Genomic DNA, 22,309 nt, shown 5'->3' with positions numbered 1-22,309 from the left:
ACCTATGAAAACGCTACAATTAAGGTACAAAATGGTAGGGAGGTGAGAGATATGAGCCAAGAGCAAGAAATTGTTCAAGAGAGCGCTGAAGAAGTCGTGGAATTGATTTCTGAAGATGCCCCTGCTGCAGAAGAAGCGGCAGAAGAGGCTGAAGCCGAGGAATCAGTAGAAGCAGAAGCCGTGGAAGCGGTGGAAGTGGAACTGGAAGAAGAATTGGAAGAGGCGGCTGCATCGGTGGAAGAAGAAGCCGAAGCCGAGGAAGTATCCCAAGAAGAAGCGGAATAATTTTTTATTATTTACAAATAGAATGGAAGCTGTCCTTGTCGCCTTGCAGCGATCGGGGCAGCTTTTTTTAGTTGAACAGCCAACAATGAAAAAAGAGTTGACAGGATTATATCTTTGTTTTAAGATAACCTCATAATCATAAGTTAGTTAATTATTAAATGTTAGTAAATAAAATCACATATGGAGGTTATACCAATGACAAAAGCGCAATGGGTTGTAGATGCTTCGCACAGCGAGGTAGGATTTTCTGTGAGACACTTGATGATCGCCAAGGTAAAGGGCACGTTCCATACATTCGATGCCAGCATCGCTGCTGATCCTAATGATTTGACCTCCGCAGACATTGCCTTCACCATTGAGCTGAGCAGCGTTGATACGCGCAATGGTGATCGGGATGCGCATTTGAAATCTGCTGACTTCTTCGATACGGAGCAGTTTCCTGCGCTGAGCTTCAAAGCGACAGCCATCTCGAAAAAGGGTGAAGGTGAATATATCGTATCCGGAGACGTAAGCTTGCACGGTGTTACGCGTTCCGAATCATTCGATGTGACGTTCGAAGGAACGAGCCGTGATCCATGGGGCAACACCAAAGCGGGCTTCAGCGCGACAGGCGCAATCAAGCGCAGCGACTACGGCCTGACTTACAATGCGGCTCTGGAAACAGGCGGCGTGATGATTGGCGATGAAGTGAAAATTACGCTGGAGATTGAAGCTTTGCAACAAGCTTAATCTTGAGAGCGAATAGGGCTTGCATTACGAGGCAATCCTATTTATAATACAAAAAAACGATACGGACACTATGCCATTGAAGAGAATCCAACTCGGAGGCGTACTCGTCAAGGGGAAGCATGACATTCATCATCCCCCTAAGTTTGCCGGAATCCGCCCGTTACCGCGGAACAAAGAGAATCGGACCCTCTGCCTGGTCCGGTTAATTTGGGTGGCACCGCGAGATAAGCGCTCCTCGTCCCATTGGGATGAGGGCGCTTTTTGTATTTCTATGCGAAAAGGAGCGCGGTGTCATGTTGGACATGAAGTGGATTAGAGAACATGCGGAAGAGGTAAGGGTGACCGTAAGGCATAAGGGTATCGAGCTGTCGGTGGACGAATTGCTGATTGAAGATGAGGAGCGTCGCAGGCTGAAGCGGGAGACGGATGTGCTGCGAGAGCGACGCAATCGTCTATCGGCCGAAGTGGGCCGGCTTATGCAAGAAAAGCGGCGAGAGCAGGCTGAAGCGAGTCGGTTGGAGACGAAAACTGTGAATGCCCGGCTAGCGGAGTTGGAGACAGAGCTTAGAGCGGCGGAAGAGCGATTCGGCGTGTTGTATGAGCTTGTTCCTAACGTCGTTTCGCCCGATTCGCCTGTAGGCCGCTCGGATGAAGACAATGTAGAAGTGAAGCGGGTTGGCGAGACTCCGATATTTCCATTCCAGCCAAGGGACCATATTGAGCTGGGAGAACTGCATGGCTTGATCGACGTGCCGAGAGGCGTGAAGACGGGCGGCAGCCGTCATTACTATTTGAAGGGTGCGGGAGCGCAGCTTCATCGGGCCGTTCAGCAGCTCGCGCTGGATATGCTGCTGGAACAGGATTTCTTGCTGCTTGATGTGCCGCTGATGGTGAAGGAAGAAGCGATGCAGCACACGGGTTACTTCCCGCTTGGCCGTGATCAGGCTTACAAGTTGAACGAGGTTGATGGTTATCTGGCAGGCACATCGGAAGTGCCCCTGATTATGTATTATGCCGGTGAGGTAGTAGAGGTTGAGGCGCCGATTCGGCTAGCGGCAGCTTCGATGTGCTTCCGCAGCGAAGTCGGCTCGGCAGGCAGGGATGTACGAGGACTCTATCGCGTTCATCAATTCGCCAAAGTGGAACAGGTCGTCATCTGCAAGGCTGATCCAGCTCTGTCGAATACGATGCTGCAGGAGATTACCGCTAATGCGGAGATGCTGCTGCAGAAGCTCGAGCTGCCGTACCGACAGATGGCTGTTTGTACCGGGGATATGTCGCAGAAGACGTATAAGCAATATGATCTGGAGACATGGATGCCGAGCCGCGACGCGTACGGAGAGACGCATTCGTCGTCCAACCTGCACGACTTCCAGGCACGCCGCGCCAACATTCGCTATCGGGATGAGCAAGGTGCGCTTCGCTATTGCCATACGCTGAATAATACGGCGGTGGCCAGTCCACGCATCCTGATCCCGCTGCTGGAGAATCATCAGCGGGAGGACGGATCGATTCACATACCGCTGGCTCTCAGACCTTATATGAACGGGCTGACCGAGCTTCGTTCTCCTGAAGAGCGTCCGCGAGAGCATGTTTGATAGCTCAATAAAGCTCAAAGAACCTTGCCGGGGAATCCTGACAAGGTTCTTTGAATCATACAGTTCCTTCGCTCACAGCACCTTCTCCAAAAATCGCTTGGCACGCTCGCTTTGGGGGTTGTCGAAAAATTGGGCGGGAGGGGTCTTCTCGATCAGTCTGCCGTCATCCATGAAGTAGATCGTATCGGCGGCTTCACGGGCGAACTTCATTTCATGCGTAACGATGAGCATAGTCATGCCCGTGCTGGCCAATCCTTGGATGACGGCCAGCACCTCCTTGACCATCTCGGGGTCCAATGCCGAGGTCGGCTCGTCGAACAACATAATATCCGGCTCCATAGCGAGGCTGCGAGCGATGGCGACACGTTGTTTCTGGCCGCCGGACAGTCGGGAGGGATAGCTGTCTGCCTTGTCGGCCAAGCCTACGCGTTCCAGTAATGCGATTGCCTTCTCTCTTGCTGCTGATGCAGATTGTCCCTTCACCCTTCGTGGTGCGAACGTAATATTCTCCATCACCGTCATGTGCGGGAACAAGTGAAAGTGCTGGAAGACCATGCCGATGCGTTGTCTCACCTTGCCAATGTTCGTATGTCGATTCGTTAGCTCGGCATCATTAATGGTTATAATGCCAGAGGTGGGCGTCTCCAGCAGATTCAGGCAGCGCAGGAAGGTAGACTTGCCGGAGCCGGACGGACCGATTAATGCCACGACTTCTCCTTTTCGAACAGATGTCGTGATTCCCTTCAGCACCTGATGCTTACCGAATGTTTTGGTCAGTTCCGTTACGTTAATCACTGCGGCGGAGCCTCCTTTCCAGCAGATGGGCAAGCGACGTAAGCACTAGCACAAGGACATAATAGATAACTCCGGCGAAGAGGAGTGCTTCCAGTGCTCGAAATTCCGTTGCTTGTACAACATTGGCTCTGCGCATAATGTCCTGCACGCCAATGACGGAAACAAGCGACGATTCTTTCAGCAAGGCGACACATTCGTTCACAAGTGCGGGAAGGATAGTCCGCACGGCTTGCGGCAGGATGATGCTGATCATCATCATCCGATACGGGATGCCGAGAGACAGGGCGGCTTCCCGCTGTCCCTTGTCGACAGCCATAATGCCGCCGCGAATCGTCTCCGAGAGATAGGCTGCCGAGTTGAGGCCGAATGCCAGTCCCGCTGCCATTAACGGCGATATGTCATACTGAAACAATTGCGGTGTTGCGTAATAGATCAGGAAAAGCTGGAGGAGCAGCGGCGTTCCGCGCAAAACGGAGGTATAGGCGGTTGCGAACCATTCCAGCGGCTTGATGCCGGATATTTTGAATAGGGACAGGATGGTGCCCCATAGGAAGCCAAATGCAGCGGATACGAGTGTGAAGAGCAGCGTCACGTAGACGCCCTTCAACATGTACGGAATGTATCCCTTTAGTATGCCAAAATTCAGATTGAGCACGTTACTTGCTTGAGGTTCTCGTTCGGAAGCAAACCATTTGTCTATGATTGCGTCGATCCTTCCGCTCTCCTTCATCTCTTTCAGGACGTCATTAAAGGGTTCAACTAACGCAGACCCTTTGGGGAATGCGATTGCATACCCGTTCTCCGTGCTTCCGGGCGGAAGAAAGCTCAACAAGAGATCAGAATTCGCTGCAGTCATCTCTACCGCCACGGCATCCTCTACAATAGCTGCCTGAATGCGTCCCGTCTTCAGCTCCTGGATGAGATCCGGTATCCGGTTCAGCTTCTTTAGCTGAATCCCATCCAGCGTCTGGGCATAGAGATCCTGTGTTGAACCAAGCTGGGTGCCGACGATTTTTCCTCCCAGTGATTCACTTGACTCATAGGGCTCTTTCTTTCTGGACACAATGGTGTTCCGCGCTACATAATAGGTAGAAGAGAAATCGACGTTCCTCTTGCGTTCTTCGGTGACTGACATCGCGGACATGACGAAGTCGACGCGCCCTGTCTGCAAGGCGGCGATCAGCCCATTGAAGTCCATCGCGGCGATCTCCAGCTTATAACCCAGCTGTGCCGCAATAAACTTGGCGATATCCATGTCCATGCCCACAATGTCACCGTTGTTCTTGGCATCTACATTCTCATAGGGCGGATAGTCGGGCGATGTGCCCAGCACGATTGTACCTTTCTCACCGACACTAAGGGCTGAAGGCGCATCAGCTGTCGATGCATAACGATGGTGCTCTGGACGAGCATCTTCGGGAAGGCCTGGCCATAGCGCGCCAACAGCGACGAAGATAATAAGAAAGAGATAGATCATTCGCATTAAGGTTGTTCGTCGCATGGTTCCTCTCCCAATCATTGTGAATTACTGTTACTATAACCAGTTAGCATTCGTATAATGAAAAACGATTCGTATTTCGGAGAAGGGAGGAAATGAAATGTTCGAGTTGGAACTCCATGATTGGCTGCCGTATTTATTAACGATCGGTTGGATATGCGCGGTAGCCGGCTTGTATTCCGTCCATGCGCATACCGAAGCCGCATTCATTCTCCATAGCGATGATGAAAGCAGCATGCTTATGGCTACAGAAAGGCATACCGTGGCAATTGCCGCAGTGGTGCGGAAGCGGCTGGTCCGGCATGTGAAACGCAAAGACGCGCCGGAAGAAGATGATCCAGAGTGCAGCTCCTCGTTGATTCGCGCAACATCCAATCAACGAGGAGGGGCTATATGTCCAACAATTCATCATTCCTTTCTTCCCGGAACAGCCGGATAAGAAAGTACACATTAGTGCTGGCCGTGCTGGCACTGCTTGTTATTTTGCCTGGCTGCGGCTCGGCAACTGGAACGATCACTGAGGATACGCCGGGCGTATTCAATCATTATGTCATTTACCCTTTATCGGAGTTGATCAGCGGAATAGCGGGAGCGTTGGGCGATAATTACGGTCTCGCGATTATGGCTATTACGATCCTCATCCGACTTGTCCTGTTCCCTCTGATGTTGAGGCAGTACAAGTCGCAGCAAAGCATGAAGGTGAAGATGGCTGCGCTTCAGCCCGAGCTAAAGGTCTTGGAGGCGAAATATAAGGACAAAAAGGACCAGGATACGCTTGCGAAGAAGCAGCAGGAGACGATGGAGCTTTATCAGAAGCACAACGTCAATCCGCTTGCGATTGGCTGCCTGCCGATGCTTATTCAACTCCCGATATTGACGGGACTGTATTCGGCTATCCGGATGACACCGGAGATGTCTACGCATGCCTTCCTTTGGTTCAAGCTGGGAGAGCCGGATCTGCTGCTGCCTCTCATTGCGGCATTTGTCTATTTCCTGCAATTTAAGGTATCTCAGAGAGGGGTAGACAACACGGCGAACAAACAGCTGGCGTTCATGGGCTATCTCTCTCCGGTGCTAATGGGAGTTTTTGCTCTGTGGGCTCCGGCGGCCATATCGCTTTATTGGGTAACGGGAGGATTGTTTATGATCGGACAGTCCTTCCTGCTCGCAAAGTTATATCCGGTGGCGCCTGCACCAGACAACAGCGTAGTGCCCAGTCCCAAGACCCGCAAGAGCAGAGCCTGAACATTGATTGCTACTCCATACCGAATTTCCACAAGTATGGCTGGCTATGGATGCTATGTACCTATTCCATTGCACAAAAGAGGCTTCCCCGCATAGTCGGGGGAGCCTCTTTCACTTCTTAATGTGTTACTTATTGGTGCCGTGCTGTTTGTTGGAGAGTTGCTCTCCTGGGGATCCCTGTCCGTTGCTGTGTTTGTTCCGCTCGGCTTTTTTCTGCGTGTTCTTTACCTTGTCGATGAATGAATCAGCCCGGCTCATTGGCTCACCTCCTCCCCTCCACTTTCCCCTGAGTCATGAAATTCCATTCTCATGAATAAAAATGAATAAATAGGTCGGTAAAAACAAGCGAGGAAGGAATTTGCCTTATTCCGGTGAACATGGTACAATGACGGAAATTTAATACTTATCTTCCTGTTGTCACCTTGAACGACGACAGAGACACATAGATGAAAACTGCCCGCTGACCTAGTGTTTGAGGCAGTTTTCCGTTTTGTCCAGGGATGTCGGGATGACAAGGTGACGGGAACGAACATTACACATATCTGCGAGGCGGACGCGACCGGGATCGGTTGCGTTGGCGCTGGCGCGAAGGAGGCTGGCCATGTACAATCGTAAAAAACCGCTAGAAGAAATTCCGCTTGAAAACACGAAAGTATGGACATGCGAGACTGAGGGCTGCAACAGCTGGATGAGGGATAATTTTTCATTCGAGAATGTGCCAAGCTGTATTATGTGCAACGCGCCAATGGTAAGCGGCGAAAAAATGCTGCCAATGCTGGTGAATTCGACGGCAGAATTGAAGAGCTAGGTTATTGCAACATCGAACACCGCTGCATGAACGGGATTCCCGTCATGCAGCGGTGTTCTTTTTTTCTACAGCGGGCTTGGCCAATGAATCGTTGGGATCGTTGGACAACATCGGGATATATGCTAAACTTAGGGAACAAGTGTTCTTTTGGGCGGACCTTAAGGAGAGAGTATGGCAGAGACGTATGTAGTATCCCTATCAGTTAGACAACTAGTTGAATATGTCTACTCCAGCGGCAGTATAGATATCCGGCTGCAGAGCGCGGACGCCATGCTGGAGGGAACAAAGGCGCATCAGCGCGTACAGGGAGAATATGGCGAGGACGATCAGAAGGAAGTGTATCTGAAAGCGGATATTCCTTGGTCGGACGATATGCAATTTGCCATTGATGGACGATGCGACGGGCTGCTAGCCTCCGGACCTGTGCCGATGATTGACGAGATCAAGTCGACGAGAGGCGACCTTGCTCGTGTGAAGGAAGTGGGCGGCTTGCCTGTTCACTGGGCTCAGGCTTGGTTCTACGCCTACATGCATGCGAGAGAAATGGGCGCACCAAGGATGAGCGTACAGCTCACGTATGTTCATACGGTGACAGAAGAGGTGATTCGCTTTCATCGGGAAGCAAGCTTCGAGGAGCTGGAGCTGGATATTCTGAGCATGATCGAACAGTATGCTCCGTATGCTCGGCTTCGCAGAGAGCATGGTCTGCGCCGCGATGCCAGCATCGAGCAGCTTCCGTTCCCATTCCATACCTACCGGACCGGGCAGCGGAAGCTGGCTGGGGCCGTGTTCAAGTCGATTGAGGAAGGCGTGTCCTTGTTCGCAAGGGCGCCTACAGGCATTGGCAAGACGATCTCCACCACCTACCCGGCGATCAAAGCGATAGGCCGGGGTTTGCTGCAGCGGTTGTATTATTTGACAGCCAGAACGACGACGAGAGCGGCGGCTGAGGATGCCTTGCGGCTAATGGAGTCGCAGGGTCTTCGGCTTCATGCTGTGACGATTACGGCGAAGGATAAGATATGCTTCCAAGAGGAGACCCGCTGCGAGAAGGAGCATTGTCCTTACGCAGACGGCTACTATGATCGCATCAATGAGGCTGTTATGGATATTCTGAGGGAGGAGACACTGCTCACTCGGCCCGTTATTGAGCGCTATGCGCGCAAGCATCGGGTATGTCCGTTCGAATATTCACTGGATCTGGCGTATGCCGCCGATATGGTTATTTGCGATTACAATTACGTCTTCGATCCGCGGATATCGTTCAAGCGACTGCATGGCGAGGTGAAGAAGCGGACGGCGCTTCTTGTAGACGAGGCGCATCACCTTCCCGATCGCGGCAGGGAGATGTTCTCCGGCATGCTGACGAAAGCGCCTTTCCTTGCTATGCAGCGCGAGCTGAAGGGCAAGCATTCGGGCGCCCATAGCGCGGCGAAAGCGGTGAATGATTACTTCATCGCGAAGCGCAAGCTCCTAGGTGACGGGAGACCGTCAGCTTTGGAGAGGGATAAGCCGGAGGAGCTTATTGCGCTCGTGGAGCGTTTCGCAGAGAAGCTAGAGCCTCTGCTTGAGGGTGCCGGCTCCGAATGGCTGGATCTATACTTCCAGTCCCAGCAATTCCTGCGGGCTGCGAAGCTGTATGATGACCGTTATGCAACATTGACGGAAGTTATGCGCAACGATGTCAGCATGAAGCTCTATTGCCTGGACCCTTCGGAGTTGCTGAAGGGCATGATGAAAGGCTATCGTTCGGCTATTTATTTCTCGGCAACGCTAACGCCGCTCGGGTATTACATGGACATGCTTGGCGGTGCGGAGAACGATTATACGATTTCACTGGCCTCTCCCTTTGACAGCAAGCAGTTGGACGTCTCGATTCAAGCGGTCTCCACCCGCTATCAGAATCGTGAACAATCCTATCGGCCTATCGCTGGCATTATACACAGCACGGTATCATCCCAGACAGGCAATTATTTTGTGTTTTTCCCGTCCTATGCTTACATGAATGCAGTTCATGAAGCATATATAGAGTGGATGGACAGTGCCGGGATAGCGCCTGAGGCACGTCCTATCGTTCAAGCACAGCGAAGCGACATGACAGAAGAGGAGCGAGACGCCTTCCTGGGAGCGTTCCGGGCGGGAGGAGAACGTTCGCTTGTTGGCTTTGCCGTTATGGGCGGCGTGTTCTCAGAAGGCGTTGATTTGCCTGGGGATCGGCTGATAGGCGTCGTCGTTGTAGGTGTGGGCATGCCCCAGCTGGGATCGGAACGAGATGCGTTGAGAGCGTACTATCAGCAGCGGGGCAATAGAGGGTTTCATTATGCTTATGTTATTCCCGGCATGAACAAGGTGTTGCAGGCAGGCGGGAGGTTGATCCGGTCTGAGACGGACCATGGACGGCTTGTGTTGGTCGACGATCGTTACCTGGAGCCTGATTATCGTCAGCTTTTGCCGGAGGAATGGCTGCAAGCGGTAAAGAATGGCTATAGCGAATTTTTGGATTGACAGTTTCTTAATTGAGATGATAAAGTGACAAATAGATTTCAAGAAATTTCTAGAAAAGAGGGAGGATTACGAAGATGCGGAATAACGATTTGAACGGTCACTTTAATAACGGATTCCACAACGTAATCCAACTGCGCGAACAATAGCTTTGTATGTCAGGGGTTTCCCGATATCAAAGGCGCAGGATTACGTGACCGTAATCATGCGCCTTTATTGTATCCTGAAGGGCTTCCGCGCGCCGCGCGGGAAATTCTCAGGTCTAATAAAGAGCGTGTCGTTGCGGCGACAGGCTCTTTTTGTTTCGGTAAAAAGCGAGAAGAGCGGGCAAGGATCAGTGGCAGAAAGAGAAGCATCCCACTTATGGATGCGAGACGGAAGGTGTGGTAATAAGCGATGTTTGGCGTATTGAAAAAATTAGGTTGGTTCTTTCGCAAGGAATGGAAGCGATACACGCTGGCAATCACGCTGCTTGTATTAACCGGAATCATTGATATTATTCCGCCTTGGCTGCTCGGTTACTTGGTAGACGGAATTAGTCAGAATGTGCTCGGTACAGCCGAGTTCAACCGCATTATGTATCTGTGGATCGGATTGACGATAGTCGGCTATCTGATCACTTATGTATGGCACTATAAGCTGTTCGGCGGCGCGTTTGTGCTGGAGAGGCTGCTTCGCTCCAGTATGATGGGTCACTTCCTGCGCATGACGCCGACTTTCTATGAACGGAATCGGACGGGTGACTTGATGGCTCGTTCGACGAACGACTTGGGGGCTGTGGCGACGACTGCAGGCTTCGGCATTCTGACGCTGGTCGATTCGACCCTGTTCATGATCACCATCCTGATCGTGATGGCTGCCGCGATTAGCTTGAAGCTGACGCTGGCTGCGCTTCTGCCATTGCCGCTTATGGCCATTGCGATGTCCTATTATGGCAAGAAGATTCATGAACGCTTCACAGAAGCACAGGATGCTTTCGGCGAGATGAACGATCAGGTGCTGGAATCGGTAGCAGGCGTGCGAGTCATTCGTGCATTCGTGCAGGAGGAAGCAAGCGAAGGGCGATTCAACGCCAAGACGAATGAGGTATTGGGCAAAAATATTGCCGTAGCCAAAATCGATGCGCTCTTCGAGCCAACGATGAAAATTCTCGTCGGCAGCAGCTATTTGATTGGACTGGGTTATGGGGGTTTTCTCGTATTCCATAACGAGATTACGCTGGGCGAGCTCGTCTCGTTCAATATCTTCCTTGGTATGCTGATCTGGCCGATGTTCGCCATCGGCGAGTTGATTAATATTATGCAACGCGGCAATGCTTCATTGGATCGGGTGAACGAGACATTGGGCTACAAGCAAGATGTGAAGGAGTCGGAGAAGCCGGCTGTTGTCAGTGAGCCGGCACTGCTGGAATTCGATAAGGTGACGTTCCGCTATCCTTCCTCGGAGGTCGACAATCTGGTGGGCGTGTCTCTCAAGCTCCGCCAGGGTGGGACGCTGGGTATTGTCGGCCGCACAGGCAGCGGCAAGACGACGCTGCTCAAGCAGTTGCTGCGCGAATACCCACTGGGGAAAGGCCATATCCGGATCTCAGGCGAGCCGATTGGCAACGTGAAGATTGATCAAGTGTTGGGCTGGATCGGCTATGTGCCGCAGCAGCCGATTCTCTTCTCCAAGACGATTCGCGAGAACATTTTCTTCGGCCGCATCGATGCGTCGGATGACGATCTCCAGCGTGCGCTGGAGCGTGCTTCCTTCGCGAAGGACATCGTCTTCCTGCCGGATGGGCTGGATACGATGGTCGGCGAAAAAGGAGTGGCGCTGTCCGGCGGACAGAAGCAAAGGGTGAGCATCGCGCGTGCGCTGATAGCCGATCCGGAAATTCTGATGCTAGACGATGCATTATCCGCCGTTGATGCCAAGACGGAGGCGGAGATTATTGATGGCATTCGTACAGAGCGTGCAGGCAAAACGACATTGATTACAACGCATAGGCTGTCTGCCGTGCAGCATGCCGATTGGATTATCGTGATGGAAGACGGCAAGATCGTAGAGGAAGGCACGCATGATCGTCTGCTCGCAGGCGGCGGCTGGTATCGCGAGCAATACGACCGTCAGCAACTGGAAGCATCAATCGAGACTGAATAGATAGGAGGCGTGAAGAGCAATGGGTACAACAGGCAAACGATTGTTTCAATACGCCATGCTGTATAAGAAAACGATTCTGATCGCCTTGGCGCTTCTCGTGCTGGCGGTATGCGCGGAGCTTACGGGACCGCTGATTGCGAAGCGAATGATCGATCAGAACATTCTTGGCATTGAGAAGAAATGGCATCAGATAGAAGGCGATCAGCCTTACGCCGTTCACTATCAAGATAGCTGGTACAAACGGACGGACCGCTTCTCCGGCGAGGAGAACGGAGAGAAGGGGCAGGAGGTTCGCGTGCTGCAAGTAGGCAGAAGCTTCTACTTCCTGGCCGGTACGCTGGAGAATGAGACAGGAAAGCGTGAAGTGACGGGCAATGAGCTGACGGTGACGAATGGCATCACTGGTGAGCAGAGCATCTATCCCGTTACGAAACTGACCTCGAAAGAACTGTATAGCTTCTATGAACCTGAGGTGCCGGGGCTTCTCGTGCTGGCAGCCATTTATTTCGGATTGTTGCTGGTCGTGGCAGGCTTGACTTACGGTCAGCGGCTTATGCTGCAGACGTCGGCCAACCGTATCGTTCAGAAGATGCGTAATGACGTATACGCACATACGCAGCGGCTGCCGGTCAATTATTATGATAATTTGGCCGCTGGCCAGGTCGTATCCCGCATTACGAACGATACGGAAGCGATTCGCGAGCTGTATGTAGGGGTATTGGCGAACTTTTTTACAGGCACGATCTACATGGTCGCTATATTCGGAGCATTATTCTTTCTGGACCCACGACTTGCGCTTATTACGCTGCCGCTCATCCCGCTGCTGATCGTGTGGATTATCGTGTACCGGAAGTTCGCAGCCAAGTATAACCGCATCATCCGTGCCAAGCTTAGCGAGATTAACGCGATGATCAATGAATCAATTCAGGGCATGACGATTATTCAAGCATTCCGTCGCCAGAAGGAGACGTCCAAGGAATTCGCTGAGATGAACGATCATTACTTCAAATATCAGAACAAATTGCTGAATTTGAATTCGTTGACGTCCCATAACCTAGTCAATGTCGTAAGGAATATTCTGTTCCTCATTGTTCTCTGGATGTTCTGGGGCGGTACGCTCGGGACGTTGGTAACGGTTGGCGTTCTGTTTGCTTATATCGACTACATGAACCGGATGTTTTCGCCGATTGTCGGTATCGTGAACCAGCTCTCCAATCTGGAGACGGCTCGCGTCTCAGCCGAGCGTGTATTCAAGCTGATGGATGAGGAAGGCATCGATGTAACCAAAGGAAAGATGGAGCGTTACAAAGGGAATGTCACGTTCGAGGACGTATCGTTCGCTTATAAGAAGGAAGAATACGTGCTGAAGAACATTGACTTCCATGCGAGCCAAGGAGAGACGGTTGCGCTGGTTGGACATACGGGATCAGGCAAAAGCTCGATTCTGAACCTGCTGTTCCGCTTCTACGATATTAAGGATGGGAAAGGCCGCATCGTCGTAGACGGCCGAGATGTGCGGGATATTCCGAAGCAGATGCTTCGTCAGCATATGGGCATCGTCCTGCAGGACCCGTTCCTGTTCACGGGAACGATCGCATCCAATGTCAGCCTGGATGATCCGTCGATCACAAGGGAGAAAGTAGTTCAAGCGCTGAAGGATGTTGGTGCGTACGAGATGTTCAGTCAATTGCCAGGCGGTATTGATGCTGAAGTGATCGAGAAGGGAAGTACGCTCTCCGCTGGCCAGCGTCAGTTGATCTCATTCGCTCGTGCGCTAGCCTTCGATCCAGCAATCCTCATTCTGGATGAAGCGACGGCAAGCATCGATACGGAGACAGAGGCGATTATTCAGGAAGCGCTGAGCGTCTTGAAGAAAGGTCGTACGACCTTTGTTATTGCTCACCGGTTGTCGACCATCCGTCAGGCCGATCAGATTCTGGTGCTCGACCGCGGCGTCATTGTGGAGAGAGGCAATCACGATCAATTAATGGACCACCGCGGGAAGTACTACGCGATGTACCAGCTACAGCAAGGCTCGGTACAGACGGCTTAATGCCTCTGGCTGCTAGAATTGAATAGTAACTAGCCAATAACTCGGGAAAGAAAGGCCCGCAATATGCCGTTACGGCGTATTGCGGGCCTTTTATCTATATAAGAGTTTGGTTAGGTTTTGAAGCGACCTACCACTTGGTTCAAGCTTGTGGCCAGGCTTCGGAGCTGGACAGAGCCGCTTGCTACTTCTTGCATGGAGGCCAGCTGCTCTTCCGATGCGGCTGCTACTCGCTGTGCATTCGATGCAGTAGACTGTGCGATATACGACAACTGATCGAGCGATGCTGCAATTTCTTCGCTGCCTGCCGACATCTGCTCGGCTGCAGCGGAAACTTCTTGCACCTGGGCGGATACTTGCTTGATGGAATCAACGATGGAGCGGAAGGATTCGCCCGCTTGCGTAGCCACAGCAGAACCTTCTCTGGCCGAGATGGATGAGCGTTCCATCGAACTTGCAGCTTCTCTGGTACGGCTGCCAATCGTGTTCAAAATCTCGTTGATCTGCTCCGACGAATCTTTTGTTCTCTCGGCCAGCTTGCGAATTTCGACGGCGACCACCGCAAAGCCTTTGCCATGCTCACCAGCGCGTGCAGCTTCGATTGAAGCATTCAGTGCTAGCAGATTTGTCTGATCGGCAACTTCTCCGATGAGGCTAAGAATCCCTTCAATCTTTTCGCTATGGTCTCTGAGCTCGCGAAGCGTGACAACCGTCTGCTCCATATTTCGTTCCAGCTCTTTCATTTGGCTTTGGGTTTGTTCCATCACGCTTTCGCCATCCGTAGCTAGATGAGTAGCATCCGATGCCATCTCCGATACGATAGCCGATGACTCGGCGATTCGTCCGATGCCGACCGCCATCTCTCCCATCGCGCGCTGACATTCCTGGAAGCTCTGCAGCTGCGACTCCGAGCCGGATGCTACTTCCTGAATAGCTTCGGTTACTTCCTCGGTTGCTTTTGAGGTCATCTCCGCGCTTTGCTGCATATTTTCCGCTGAACCGGCTACTTCCGACGTGCTGCTGCGGATATCGCCCGTCAGGTTGCGCAGGCTTGCAATCATCGCATTAAACGATTTGGACAGCTGTCCAATTTCGTTGTTGTTTTTCGCATTAACGGCAATGGTGAGGTCTCCGGCAGCGGCTAACTCGGATACTTCGGCCAGACGGCGAAGCGGCCTAATGACAAGGCGCACGAGTATCGTGATGATTAGAATAGCCCCGGCTGACAAGATCAAGGCTATAAGCATACTCTTCAGTAGCATAGAGCCTAGCTCATCATCCATTTTATCGTAATCAAAGTCGATACCGAAGAGGCCAACGGGTTTGCCGCTCGTATCCTCGATTCGTTTTATGTACGTCATCCATTCGCCATTATCATCTTCATAGACGTCGGTCCAAGCCGATTCTTGGGCCAGCGCCTTCCGAAACGCCTCCTCAAAGCTACCCGACAATGGATACGTGCTACCTGGACCAATGCCTGAATTCGTAAGCTCCTGGTTGCCTTGAAGCATAGTGACAAATCGTTGCTCGCCCTCTTCTTTAATTTCAGGCATATAGATATAGGCATTAGCTACCCGATCGTTGCGTACCATGGCGTCAAATTTATTTTTCAGGATGGAGAAGGAAGCGGATTCGCTTGTTCCATTCTGCTGCAATTCATCATGACCGACTGTGACATGATCGTATTCGAATTCAAGCTGATAGCCTAGCGTCACGCCCAAGTTTTCTATCTCTTCCATGAAAGCTGCTTTCTGGGAGTTGTAAGATAGCCATTGCATCGCGTTAATAAGCACGAGCAGAATCATGGCTAATACCAGAGAGCTTGTCACAACCAAACTGCGATCTTTCCATTTGAACATGAATGCCACACCTCTCGATTGTTGTAAAGGCTGGCAAGACTGTTGGCTGTCCGTGGTGATAGGTAAGGTTAGGACAGACCGGTCCCGCCTAGTATCTTACACTATCACGCAATTATTAGAAAAGTTAAGCAGCTAATGTTAGGAAAGTATCAGATCAATCCGGTTGCAGCTAGCGTTCTGGATCTGCTTGGGCCAGCATAACCTCCAGTTCGTCTGCGGGAAGCGGACGGCTGAACAAATAACCTTGCAGCTCATCGCACTTGAGCTCTTTGCAGAAGCGTGATTCATCTAGCGTCTCGACGCCTTCCGCTACCACCTTCATGTTCATGCTATGGACAAGCTCGATGATGGCTCGCACAATCGATGACTTTTTGTCATCGCTCGTAATGCCCTGGATGAAGGAGCGGTCAAGCTTCACATCGGAGATCGGAAGTCGCTGCAACTGATTCAGTGACGAATAGCCTGTGCCGAAATCGTCGATCGAAATCTGAATACCGAGGTTGCGCAAGTACAGAATTGTATCGATCACTTGATCGATATTGCGCATGAAGACGCCCTCCGTAATTTCAAGGCTTACATAATGCGGATCAAGCCCTGTCGCCTTTAACTCGCTTAAAATCATTTCCTTTAAATTGCCTTGATAGAAGTGCCGCGCTGAAATGTTGACCGAAACGCTGATCTGCTTCAGTCCGGCATCTTGCCAAACCTTGTTCTGGCGGCAAGCCTCGCGGAAGACCCAACGGTCGATTTCCAGAATGAAGCCGGATTCCTCCGCCAGCGGAATGAACTTATCCGGCGGCACAAGCCCCAGGTCGGGATGCTTCCAGCGAATCAAAGCCTCAATGCCGCATAGCTCGCCAGTGGCAGCGTTAATCTTCGGTTGGTAATAGAGCGAGAATTGATTCTCTTGCAGCGCTTTATACAGACCGTTCTCGAGTCGCATCTTCTCTTCAATAAGAGGCAGCAGATTCGGCTTGAAGAAGCGGTAGCATCCGTCGCCTTCTTCCTTCGCGTTGTACATCGCAATATCCGCGTTGCGTACAATTGTATCCATATCTTCGCCATCCTGCGGATGGGAGCTGATCCCGATGCTGACCGTCAGGAATAGCGGCATCCCATCGATGAGGAAAGGCTCTATGAAGCATTTAAGGATGGGCTCCGCGTAGCTTGACAGCTCCTCCTCGCGATAACGGACGAGAAATACGAACTCGTCTCCGCCGAACCGGAAGACGTCGCAGGACTTGCATGCGATAGACTGGAATCTTTGTGCTACCAACTGAAGCAGCTTGTCGCCGAAGGCATGGCCAAGCGTATCGTTGATTTGCTTGAAACGGTTGATGTCCGCGAACAGTACGCCGATCTTCAGGTGCTGAGCCGTGCCCGTATTCATGACAATCAGCTCCTGGAAATGCCGGGTAAACTGATGACGATTGGGCAGTCCGGTCAACATATCGTAATAGGCCAACTGATGCAGTCTTTCTTCAGACTCTTGCAGAAGCTGTGCTTGCATTTCTAGTCGTTCGTTGTTGCTCTGCGTTTCACGGAACAGATAAAGCAGGCTGCTCGACATATGTTTGATGTTCATGATGAGCGAGTGAATTTCGACGGTATTGCTTTTAGGCAGCTCTAGTGAATTATTATGCTTGAGCTTAAGCGGGAGATTCGTGGTCGCGACGGCGAGTCTTTGCAAGCTGCGGGTAAACGAGCGGTTAATGAGCAGCGAGACGAAAGCGGCAACCAGCGCAAATCCGATTAAGTAGAAAATATGTATGAAATATTTGCTGAACAAATAGTTTTGGTAGTACTCCAGCGGGAATGTAATGATAATATGTCCCGTCCCGTTGCCGAGCTTGGATTGATAAAGAAACTGTTCATCATTCCAAGTGTGAAGCTTTAACTGGCTAAAGCTATTATAGTTGGAGGAGAAATAGAGATACTCACTAATCGGACGATAGTTCTTTTCCCCGAAGGCATCCAGATGCGTACCGATTAGTCCGTGATGATTCGATGCGACGACGCGATGCTGATCGTCGATCAGGCTGAATGCATACGTATCCGTCGTATAGCGGTCAATGAGGAACTGCAGTGTGCGAGTTGACACATCATCCATGGGGATGGTGTACGGAACGTTGGATGCTCCCCATTCTTTTGTGATGGTATTGGTAGCTTGTTGTGCGATATCCTCTACGTAGTAGGTAACTTCCTTGAAGGAGTTGATGCTGTTCACCAGCATATTCAGCAAGAAGCTGACGAGTACAATGCCAAGCGACAAATGCAGCAGCAATTGGCTCATGGAACGGGGCAGTCGCTTGATGCTGGAGAGACCGCTCCAGCGGCTTAACGGCAAGTATTGGTGGAGAATTTCTGCGAACAACGCATTAAATAAGCCATTAATTGCGATTAGGCAAGCAATAAGCTTAATATCGACTCCTGTATTTGAATAATGTTGATTATAGAAGAAATAAGTAAGTGGCATACCGACAAACAGCCAGAAGCAGAGATCCGTCATAAACAGTCGACCGCGATACCGGAGCATCATCAGACCGACCACGAATGCCTCCAGCAGACCAATGGCCTGGAACATGAGATGGTCCGCAGCGGCGGCGCTTGCCAGAAAAGCGGCGAAGGCTGTCAGGAGCCCTCCCCCGATGCCGAACAGCCGGACAGAGAGAAGGACAAATAAGCTTGTGAGCGAAAAGCTAATTCCGTATATGAAATGGAACTGACCCATTTCTCCCACTACGGCCAGCAAGGCGCAAAGGGTGAGAGATACAGCAATCATCCATTTGTTGCGAGGTTGATGAGTTGGATTGCTCAAGTGCGTCCTCCTGTTGCTGTAAGAAGCGATGTATTGAATGATAGATACGGTAGGTATAGCTGCGTATTTTAGATCCGTGTTTATCGTGTTAATTCCCTAATATTCGACAAAATTTTCTTAATTCCTCCTTTCAAAAAGAGGGGGGTAATGACGAAAATTTGCATGCTTGTATAGGCCGTGATATAGTTCTATTATCGAATAGTTCAATAATAGAATTAATTTGGGAGAGGTAGAGATATGAAACAAGACCCAAACTTGCTGAAAGCTTTGATTCACCGTTATGAGGTGGCTAACTTTGTCGTGGAGCGTGGGCTCCATGTCAGGGTAAAGGACTTGATGCCCGAGGAATTGACCGTCGATCAGTTCAAGACGCTGCGATTTCTTAGACATAACGAAAATAGTACGGCGTCGGAGCTATCACAATACTTTTGCGTGGGCAAAAGCTCAATTACGGCCATTATTACCCGTTTGTCGGATAAAGGGCTGATTGAGCGTGTGCCGGACGACGATGATCGCAGAGTCACTCATTTGATGCTGACAGAGGAGGGAGAACGGATAAGCGGTTTGTTGGAGGAACGTGTTCATAGAGTTCTTTCGGATATTATCGAGCATTTCGATGAGAAGGAAGCAATTATGTTTATTGAGACCTTCGAGAAGCTGGCTGAAGTGGTGAAGGCTCTGTAGTGCCTAGAGAGATCTACATGGAGAAGAGAGGAAGATCGTGAATGAGGGTAGTATTGAAGTTGAAATGGCTGGTCCTTGCCCTTTGGGTTCTTGGAGCGGTAGGTCTTATGCTGAGTGCGCCAGCGATGGAGGAGCTTGTGCGCGACAAGGGCCAGATTACGGTGCCGGAGGGTTATTCCTCTTCGGTAGCGGGACAACTGGAGAAGGCGATTGGCGCCACAGGGACTGAAGGGGGAGGCGACTCGGGGATGTCGACGGTCCTTGTCTTTCATCGGGATGGCGGATTAAGCGAGCCAGACCTGAAGGAGGTCGAGCAGGCGCTTGGAAAGCTGGACTCTGATGGGAAGAAGCTCGGTGTAACCTCCGTCATGACTCACTTTGACATACCGGAGCTGAAGGAGCAGATGGTCTCGGAGGACGGCAGCACCATTCTGTCGCTGTTGACTGTCGAAGCGGGCGACCGTGAATTAAAAGATGTGCAAAATGAATTGTATCAAGCGCTGGAAGGCGTGCCGGTAGACCATTACTACACAGGCAATTGGATTATTAATGAAGATGTCATTCAGAGCTCTCAGGATGGCCTGAAGAAGACAGAATTTATAACCGTAGGGTTTATTCTTGTTATTTTGTTCTTAGTGTTCCGCTCGGCGGCAGCGCCTCTAGTACCGTTGCTGGCAGTCGGCTTTACGTATCTGGTATCACAATCGATTGTGGCGTACCTGGTGAAGTATGCGGACTTCCCGCTATCGAATTTTACGCAAATTTTCCTGGTAGCTGTCTTGTTCGGCATCGGAACCGATTATTGCATTTTGCTGATCAGTCGTTATAAGGAAGAGCTTGCACATCGGGGCGAACGTACGGAAGCTATCGTGCATACGTATCGTACAGCAGGAAAAACGGTTTTATTCTCCGGTCTGGCGGTACTGGTCGGCTTTGCCTCAATCGGATTCTCCACCTTCGTACTGTATCGTTCGGCGGTAGCAGTAGCTGTAGGCATACTCATCTTGCTGCTTGCTCTGTACACGCTGGTGCCAGTATTCTTGAGCCTCCTTGGCAATGCGCTGTTCTGGCCGTCCAAGGGCTCGCTGGAGCATAAGCCAAGTCGGCTCTGGGATGTGGTGGGCCGCTTCTCGCTCAAGCGTCCGATCTGGGCACTACTCATATTAGCGGTTATTATCGTACCGTTCCTAACGGCTTATAAAGGTACAATCTCCTTCAACTCGCTAGATGAGATCGGAGAAAAATACGATTCGGTCAAAGGATTTAATATCATTGCCGACAGTTTCGGTCCTGGTGAATCGCTGCCGACTGGCGTCATTGTGAGGTCGAAAGAGCCGCTGGATACGCCGGAAGGCCTTGCGGCAATTGAGCAGGCGAGCCGCGAGCTATCCAAGGTCGAGGGCGTGAAGACGATCCGAAGCGCGACACGTCCAACGGGCGCCATTCTGGAGGACTTCCTCGTAGCAGATCAAGTGCTGACCCTTGATGAGGGATTAGGCAAGAGCGGCGAAGGTCTCGGCGAGATCAGCAGCGGATTGGCGAGTGCCAGCAGCGCACTGAACGAAAACGCACCGAAGCTTGCGGAAGCGGCGGATGGCGCTGGCCAGCTTGTCAGTGGAACGCAAGAGCTGAAAACCGGTATTACAGCATTGTCGGCGGGTCTAAAAGCCATTCAGAAGGGCATGGACGACGGAACCGTCGGAGCAGAAAAACTGCTGAGCGGTCTGACGCAAGCACAGGAAAGCGCGGAGAAGCTTGCCGCCGGCAGCGCTGAATTGCTGGCAGGTTATCAGGGCCTTGGCGGCGGATTATCACAGCTCAGCGCCGGTTACGATACGATTGCTACCGAGCAAGCGAAGCTGGCTGAAGGTCTGGCTGGCGTAACAGCAGGCTTAGATGGTCTTCAAGAGAGCTACCCTGAACTGAAGCAAGACGAAGCGTTCCAGCAAGCGCTGGGCGCGTTGAATGGCATGCAGCAGGGCGCTGCTGCGCTGGGTGCACAGCTTGCAGAGATGAACAAAGGTCTCACCGGTATTTCTGCCGGTGTCGATCAAGCCAACAAAGGATTCACGGAAGCGTCTGCTGGTCAATCCGCATTGGCGGAAGGTTTGGCGCAATTAGCGAAAGGGCTTGGGGAGCTAAAGAATGGCATCGGCCAGGCAGCCGCTGGTCAAGGCCAGATCGTAGGTCAGCTTCCGGGCGTCACGCAAGGGCTTGGAGAGCTTGCCAAAGGGCAGGAAGAGCTCAAGGTGGGATTTGCTTCCTTAGGCGACCAGCTAGGCGAATTGACAAGCGGTTTGGATCAAAGTGTAGACGGACTGACGCAAGTCACAGACGGTCTTGCCTCTGCAGGGGGCTACCTGCAAGGTTTGGCAGGTGCGCCTAATAAGAACATGACCGGCTGGCACATCCCGCAAGAAGCGATTGAGAATGAGCAGTTCCAAACCTCACTCGATGTCTATATGTCCTCAGACCGTAAGACGGCGAAGCTCGATGTCATCTTCGAGAGCAATCCGTATGCGCAGGATACTATGGCTGAGATTGAATCGCTGAATGCTGCGGTTCAGCGGGCATTCCAAGGCACATCGCTGTCCGGCGCAGAAGTGGCAATTGGCGGCGTCACGAGTATGAACCATGATTTGAGCACAATCTCGAAAAGCGACTATGCGAGAACGGTCATGCTTATGCTGATTGGCATCTCCATTATATTGATCGTGCTGTTCCGTTCCATTATTATTCCTCTGTATATCGTAGCATCGCTGCTCGTTACGTTCTTCACATCGCTTGCGATGACAGAGGTCATCTTCGTCCGCATGCTGGGATTGTCCGGCATTAGCTGGGCGGTGCCGTTCTTCGGCTTCGTCTTGCTGATCGCGCTTGGCGTCGACTACAGTATCTTCTTGATGGACCGCTTCAAGGAATACAAGGATCTGGATCCGAAGAAGGCCATCTTGGAGGCGATGAAGAATATGGGAGCGGTTATTATGTCCGCAGCCGTTATTCTGGGCGGTACGTTCGCAGCCATGCTGCCGTCGGGCGTTATGTCGCTGCTGCAGATTGCGACTGTCGTCTTGTGCGGACTGTTCCTTTATGCACTCGTGATTTTGCCGCTATTCATTCCGGTCATGGTGCGGACCTTTGGCCAGGCCAATTGGTGGCCGTTCATGCCAAGGCAAGAGCAATCAAGCAGAGAATTGAAGCAGTATGCATTCATTAGTTCCAATAAAGAAGGAAAGTAGCTAGGATATTAGCTTGGAAACTCGAGCCTCAATACTGGGGCTCGGGTTCTTTTT

16 protein-coding genes are annotated in these 22,309 nt (G+C 51.5%); 11 read left to right on the top strand and 5 right to left on the bottom strand.

Annotation, left to right across the window (positions count from 1 at the left end; genetic code table 11):
* Positions 1–51 precede the first annotated feature (51 nt).
* From DX130_RS18725 to serS, 3 genes are all read left to right on the top strand, one after another.
* Positions 52–285, top strand: a complete 234-nt coding sequence (locus DX130_RS18725; RefSeq protein ID WP_116047979.1) for a hypothetical protein — start codon at positions 52–54, stop codon at positions 283–285.
* A 195-nt stretch (positions 286–480) separates the two neighbouring features.
* On the top strand, positions 481–1,014 hold the full coding sequence (locus tag DX130_RS18720) for a YceI family protein (protein ID WP_116047977.1): 534 nt from the start codon (positions 481–483) through the stop codon (positions 1,012–1,014).
* 293 nt (positions 1,015–1,307) lie between these two features.
* Positions 1,308–2,612 (top strand): serine--tRNA ligase, encoded by a 1,305-nt coding sequence (serS, locus tag DX130_RS18715; RefSeq protein WP_116047975.1) that lies wholly within the window; start codon positions 1,308–1,310, stop codon positions 2,610–2,612.
* 72 nt (positions 2,613–2,684) lie between these two features.
* On the opposite strand, the gene DX130_RS18710 is transcribed toward serS, so the two are convergent.
* A complete protein-coding gene (locus DX130_RS18710; protein ID WP_116047974.1) occupies positions 2,685–3,407 on the bottom strand; it encodes an amino acid ABC transporter ATP-binding protein in 723 nt (240 codons plus the stop codon).
* Positions 3,400–4,908: an ABC transporter substrate-binding protein/permease gene (locus tag DX130_RS18705; RefSeq protein ID WP_116047972.1), complete on the bottom strand. Its 1,509-nt coding sequence runs from the start codon at positions 4,906–4,908 to the stop codon at positions 3,400–3,402. Before DX130_RS18705 ends, DX130_RS18710 begins: the two co-directional genes overlap by 8 nt.
* A 97-nt stretch (positions 4,909–5,005) precedes the next feature.
* Between DX130_RS18705 and DX130_RS18700 the strand changes: the two genes are divergently transcribed.
* Both DX130_RS18700 and yidC read left to right on the top strand, forming a co-directional pair.
* Positions 5,006–5,344: a hypothetical protein gene (locus tag DX130_RS18700; protein ID WP_116047971.1), complete on the top strand. Its 339-nt coding sequence runs from the start codon at positions 5,006–5,008 to the stop codon at positions 5,342–5,344.
* On the top strand, positions 5,299–6,150 hold the full coding sequence (gene yidC / locus DX130_RS18695; protein ID WP_116047969.1) for a membrane protein insertase YidC: 852 nt from the start codon (positions 5,299–5,301) through the stop codon (positions 6,148–6,150). The genes DX130_RS18700 and yidC overlap by 46 nt, the downstream gene beginning before the upstream one ends.
* 126 nt (positions 6,151–6,276) lie before the next feature.
* Here the strand turns inward: yidC and DX130_RS18690 are convergent, their stop codons facing one another.
* On the bottom strand, positions 6,277–6,408 hold the full coding sequence (locus tag DX130_RS18690) for a DUF4023 family protein (RefSeq protein ID WP_116047968.1): 132 nt from the start codon (positions 6,406–6,408) through the stop codon (positions 6,277–6,279).
* Positions 6,409–6,751: 343 nt separating this feature from the next.
* On the opposite strand from DX130_RS18690, the gene DX130_RS18685 reads away from it, so the two are divergent.
* The 4 genes from DX130_RS18685 (at position 6,752) to DX130_RS18670 (ending at position 13,658) form a co-directional block, all read left to right on the top strand.
* Positions 6,752–6,958, top strand: a complete 207-nt coding sequence (locus DX130_RS18685) for a cold-shock protein (protein ID WP_116047966.1) — start codon at positions 6,752–6,754, stop codon at positions 6,956–6,958.
* A gap of 171 nt (positions 6,959–7,129) precedes the next feature.
* Positions 7,130–9,463 carry an ATP-dependent DNA helicase gene (locus tag DX130_RS18680; protein ID WP_116047964.1) on the top strand — a complete coding sequence of 778 codons (2,334 nt, stop codon included), beginning with the start codon at positions 7,130–7,132 and terminating at the stop codon, positions 9,461–9,463.
* 393 nt (positions 9,464–9,856) lie between these two features.
* Positions 9,857–11,605 (top strand): ABC transporter ATP-binding protein, encoded by a 1,749-nt coding sequence (locus DX130_RS18675; RefSeq protein WP_116047962.1) that lies wholly within the window; start codon positions 9,857–9,859, stop codon positions 11,603–11,605.
* 19 nt (positions 11,606–11,624) lie between these two features.
* Positions 11,625–13,658 carry an ABC transporter ATP-binding protein gene (locus tag DX130_RS18670; RefSeq protein WP_116047960.1) on the top strand — a complete coding sequence of 678 codons (2,034 nt, stop codon included), beginning with the start codon at positions 11,625–11,627 and terminating at the stop codon, positions 13,656–13,658.
* Between the two features lie 110 nt (positions 13,659–13,768).
* Here the strand turns inward: DX130_RS18670 and DX130_RS18665 are convergent, their stop codons facing one another.
* Both DX130_RS18665 and DX130_RS18660 read right to left on the bottom strand, forming a co-directional pair.
* Complete coding sequence (locus DX130_RS18665) at positions 13,769–15,514, bottom strand: methyl-accepting chemotaxis protein (RefSeq protein WP_116047958.1); 1,746 nt, start codon at positions 15,512–15,514, stop codon at positions 13,769–13,771.
* A 169-nt stretch (positions 15,515–15,683) separates the two neighbouring features.
* Positions 15,684–18,332: an EAL domain-containing protein gene (locus tag DX130_RS18660; RefSeq protein WP_116047957.1), complete on the bottom strand. Its 2,649-nt coding sequence runs from the start codon at positions 18,330–18,332 to the stop codon at positions 15,684–15,686.
* A gap of 237 nt (positions 18,333–18,569) precedes the next feature.
* Here DX130_RS18660 and DX130_RS18655 point away from each other — a divergent pair, with 237 nt between their 5' ends.
* Together DX130_RS18655 and DX130_RS18650 are read left to right on the top strand one after the other, a co-directional pair.
* Positions 18,570–19,016, top strand: coding sequence for a MarR family winged helix-turn-helix transcriptional regulator (locus DX130_RS18655; RefSeq protein ID WP_116047955.1), 447 nt, complete (start codon positions 18,570–18,572; stop codon positions 19,014–19,016).
* Positions 19,017–19,057: 41 nt separating this feature from the next.
* On the top strand, positions 19,058–22,255 hold the full coding sequence (locus DX130_RS18650) for an MMPL family transporter (RefSeq protein ID WP_116047953.1): 3,198 nt from the start codon (positions 19,058–19,060) through the stop codon (positions 22,253–22,255).
* Positions 22,256–22,309 lie beyond the last annotated feature (54 nt).

The sequence above is a fragment of the Paenibacillus paeoniae genome (assembly GCF_003388735.1).
GTDB classification, from domain to species: Bacteria; Bacillota; Bacilli; order Paenibacillales; family Paenibacillaceae; genus Pristimantibacillus; species Pristimantibacillus paeoniae.
The sequence above is the reverse complement of the archived record's forward strand: the minus strand, read 5'-3'. Positions and strand labels throughout refer to the sequence as shown.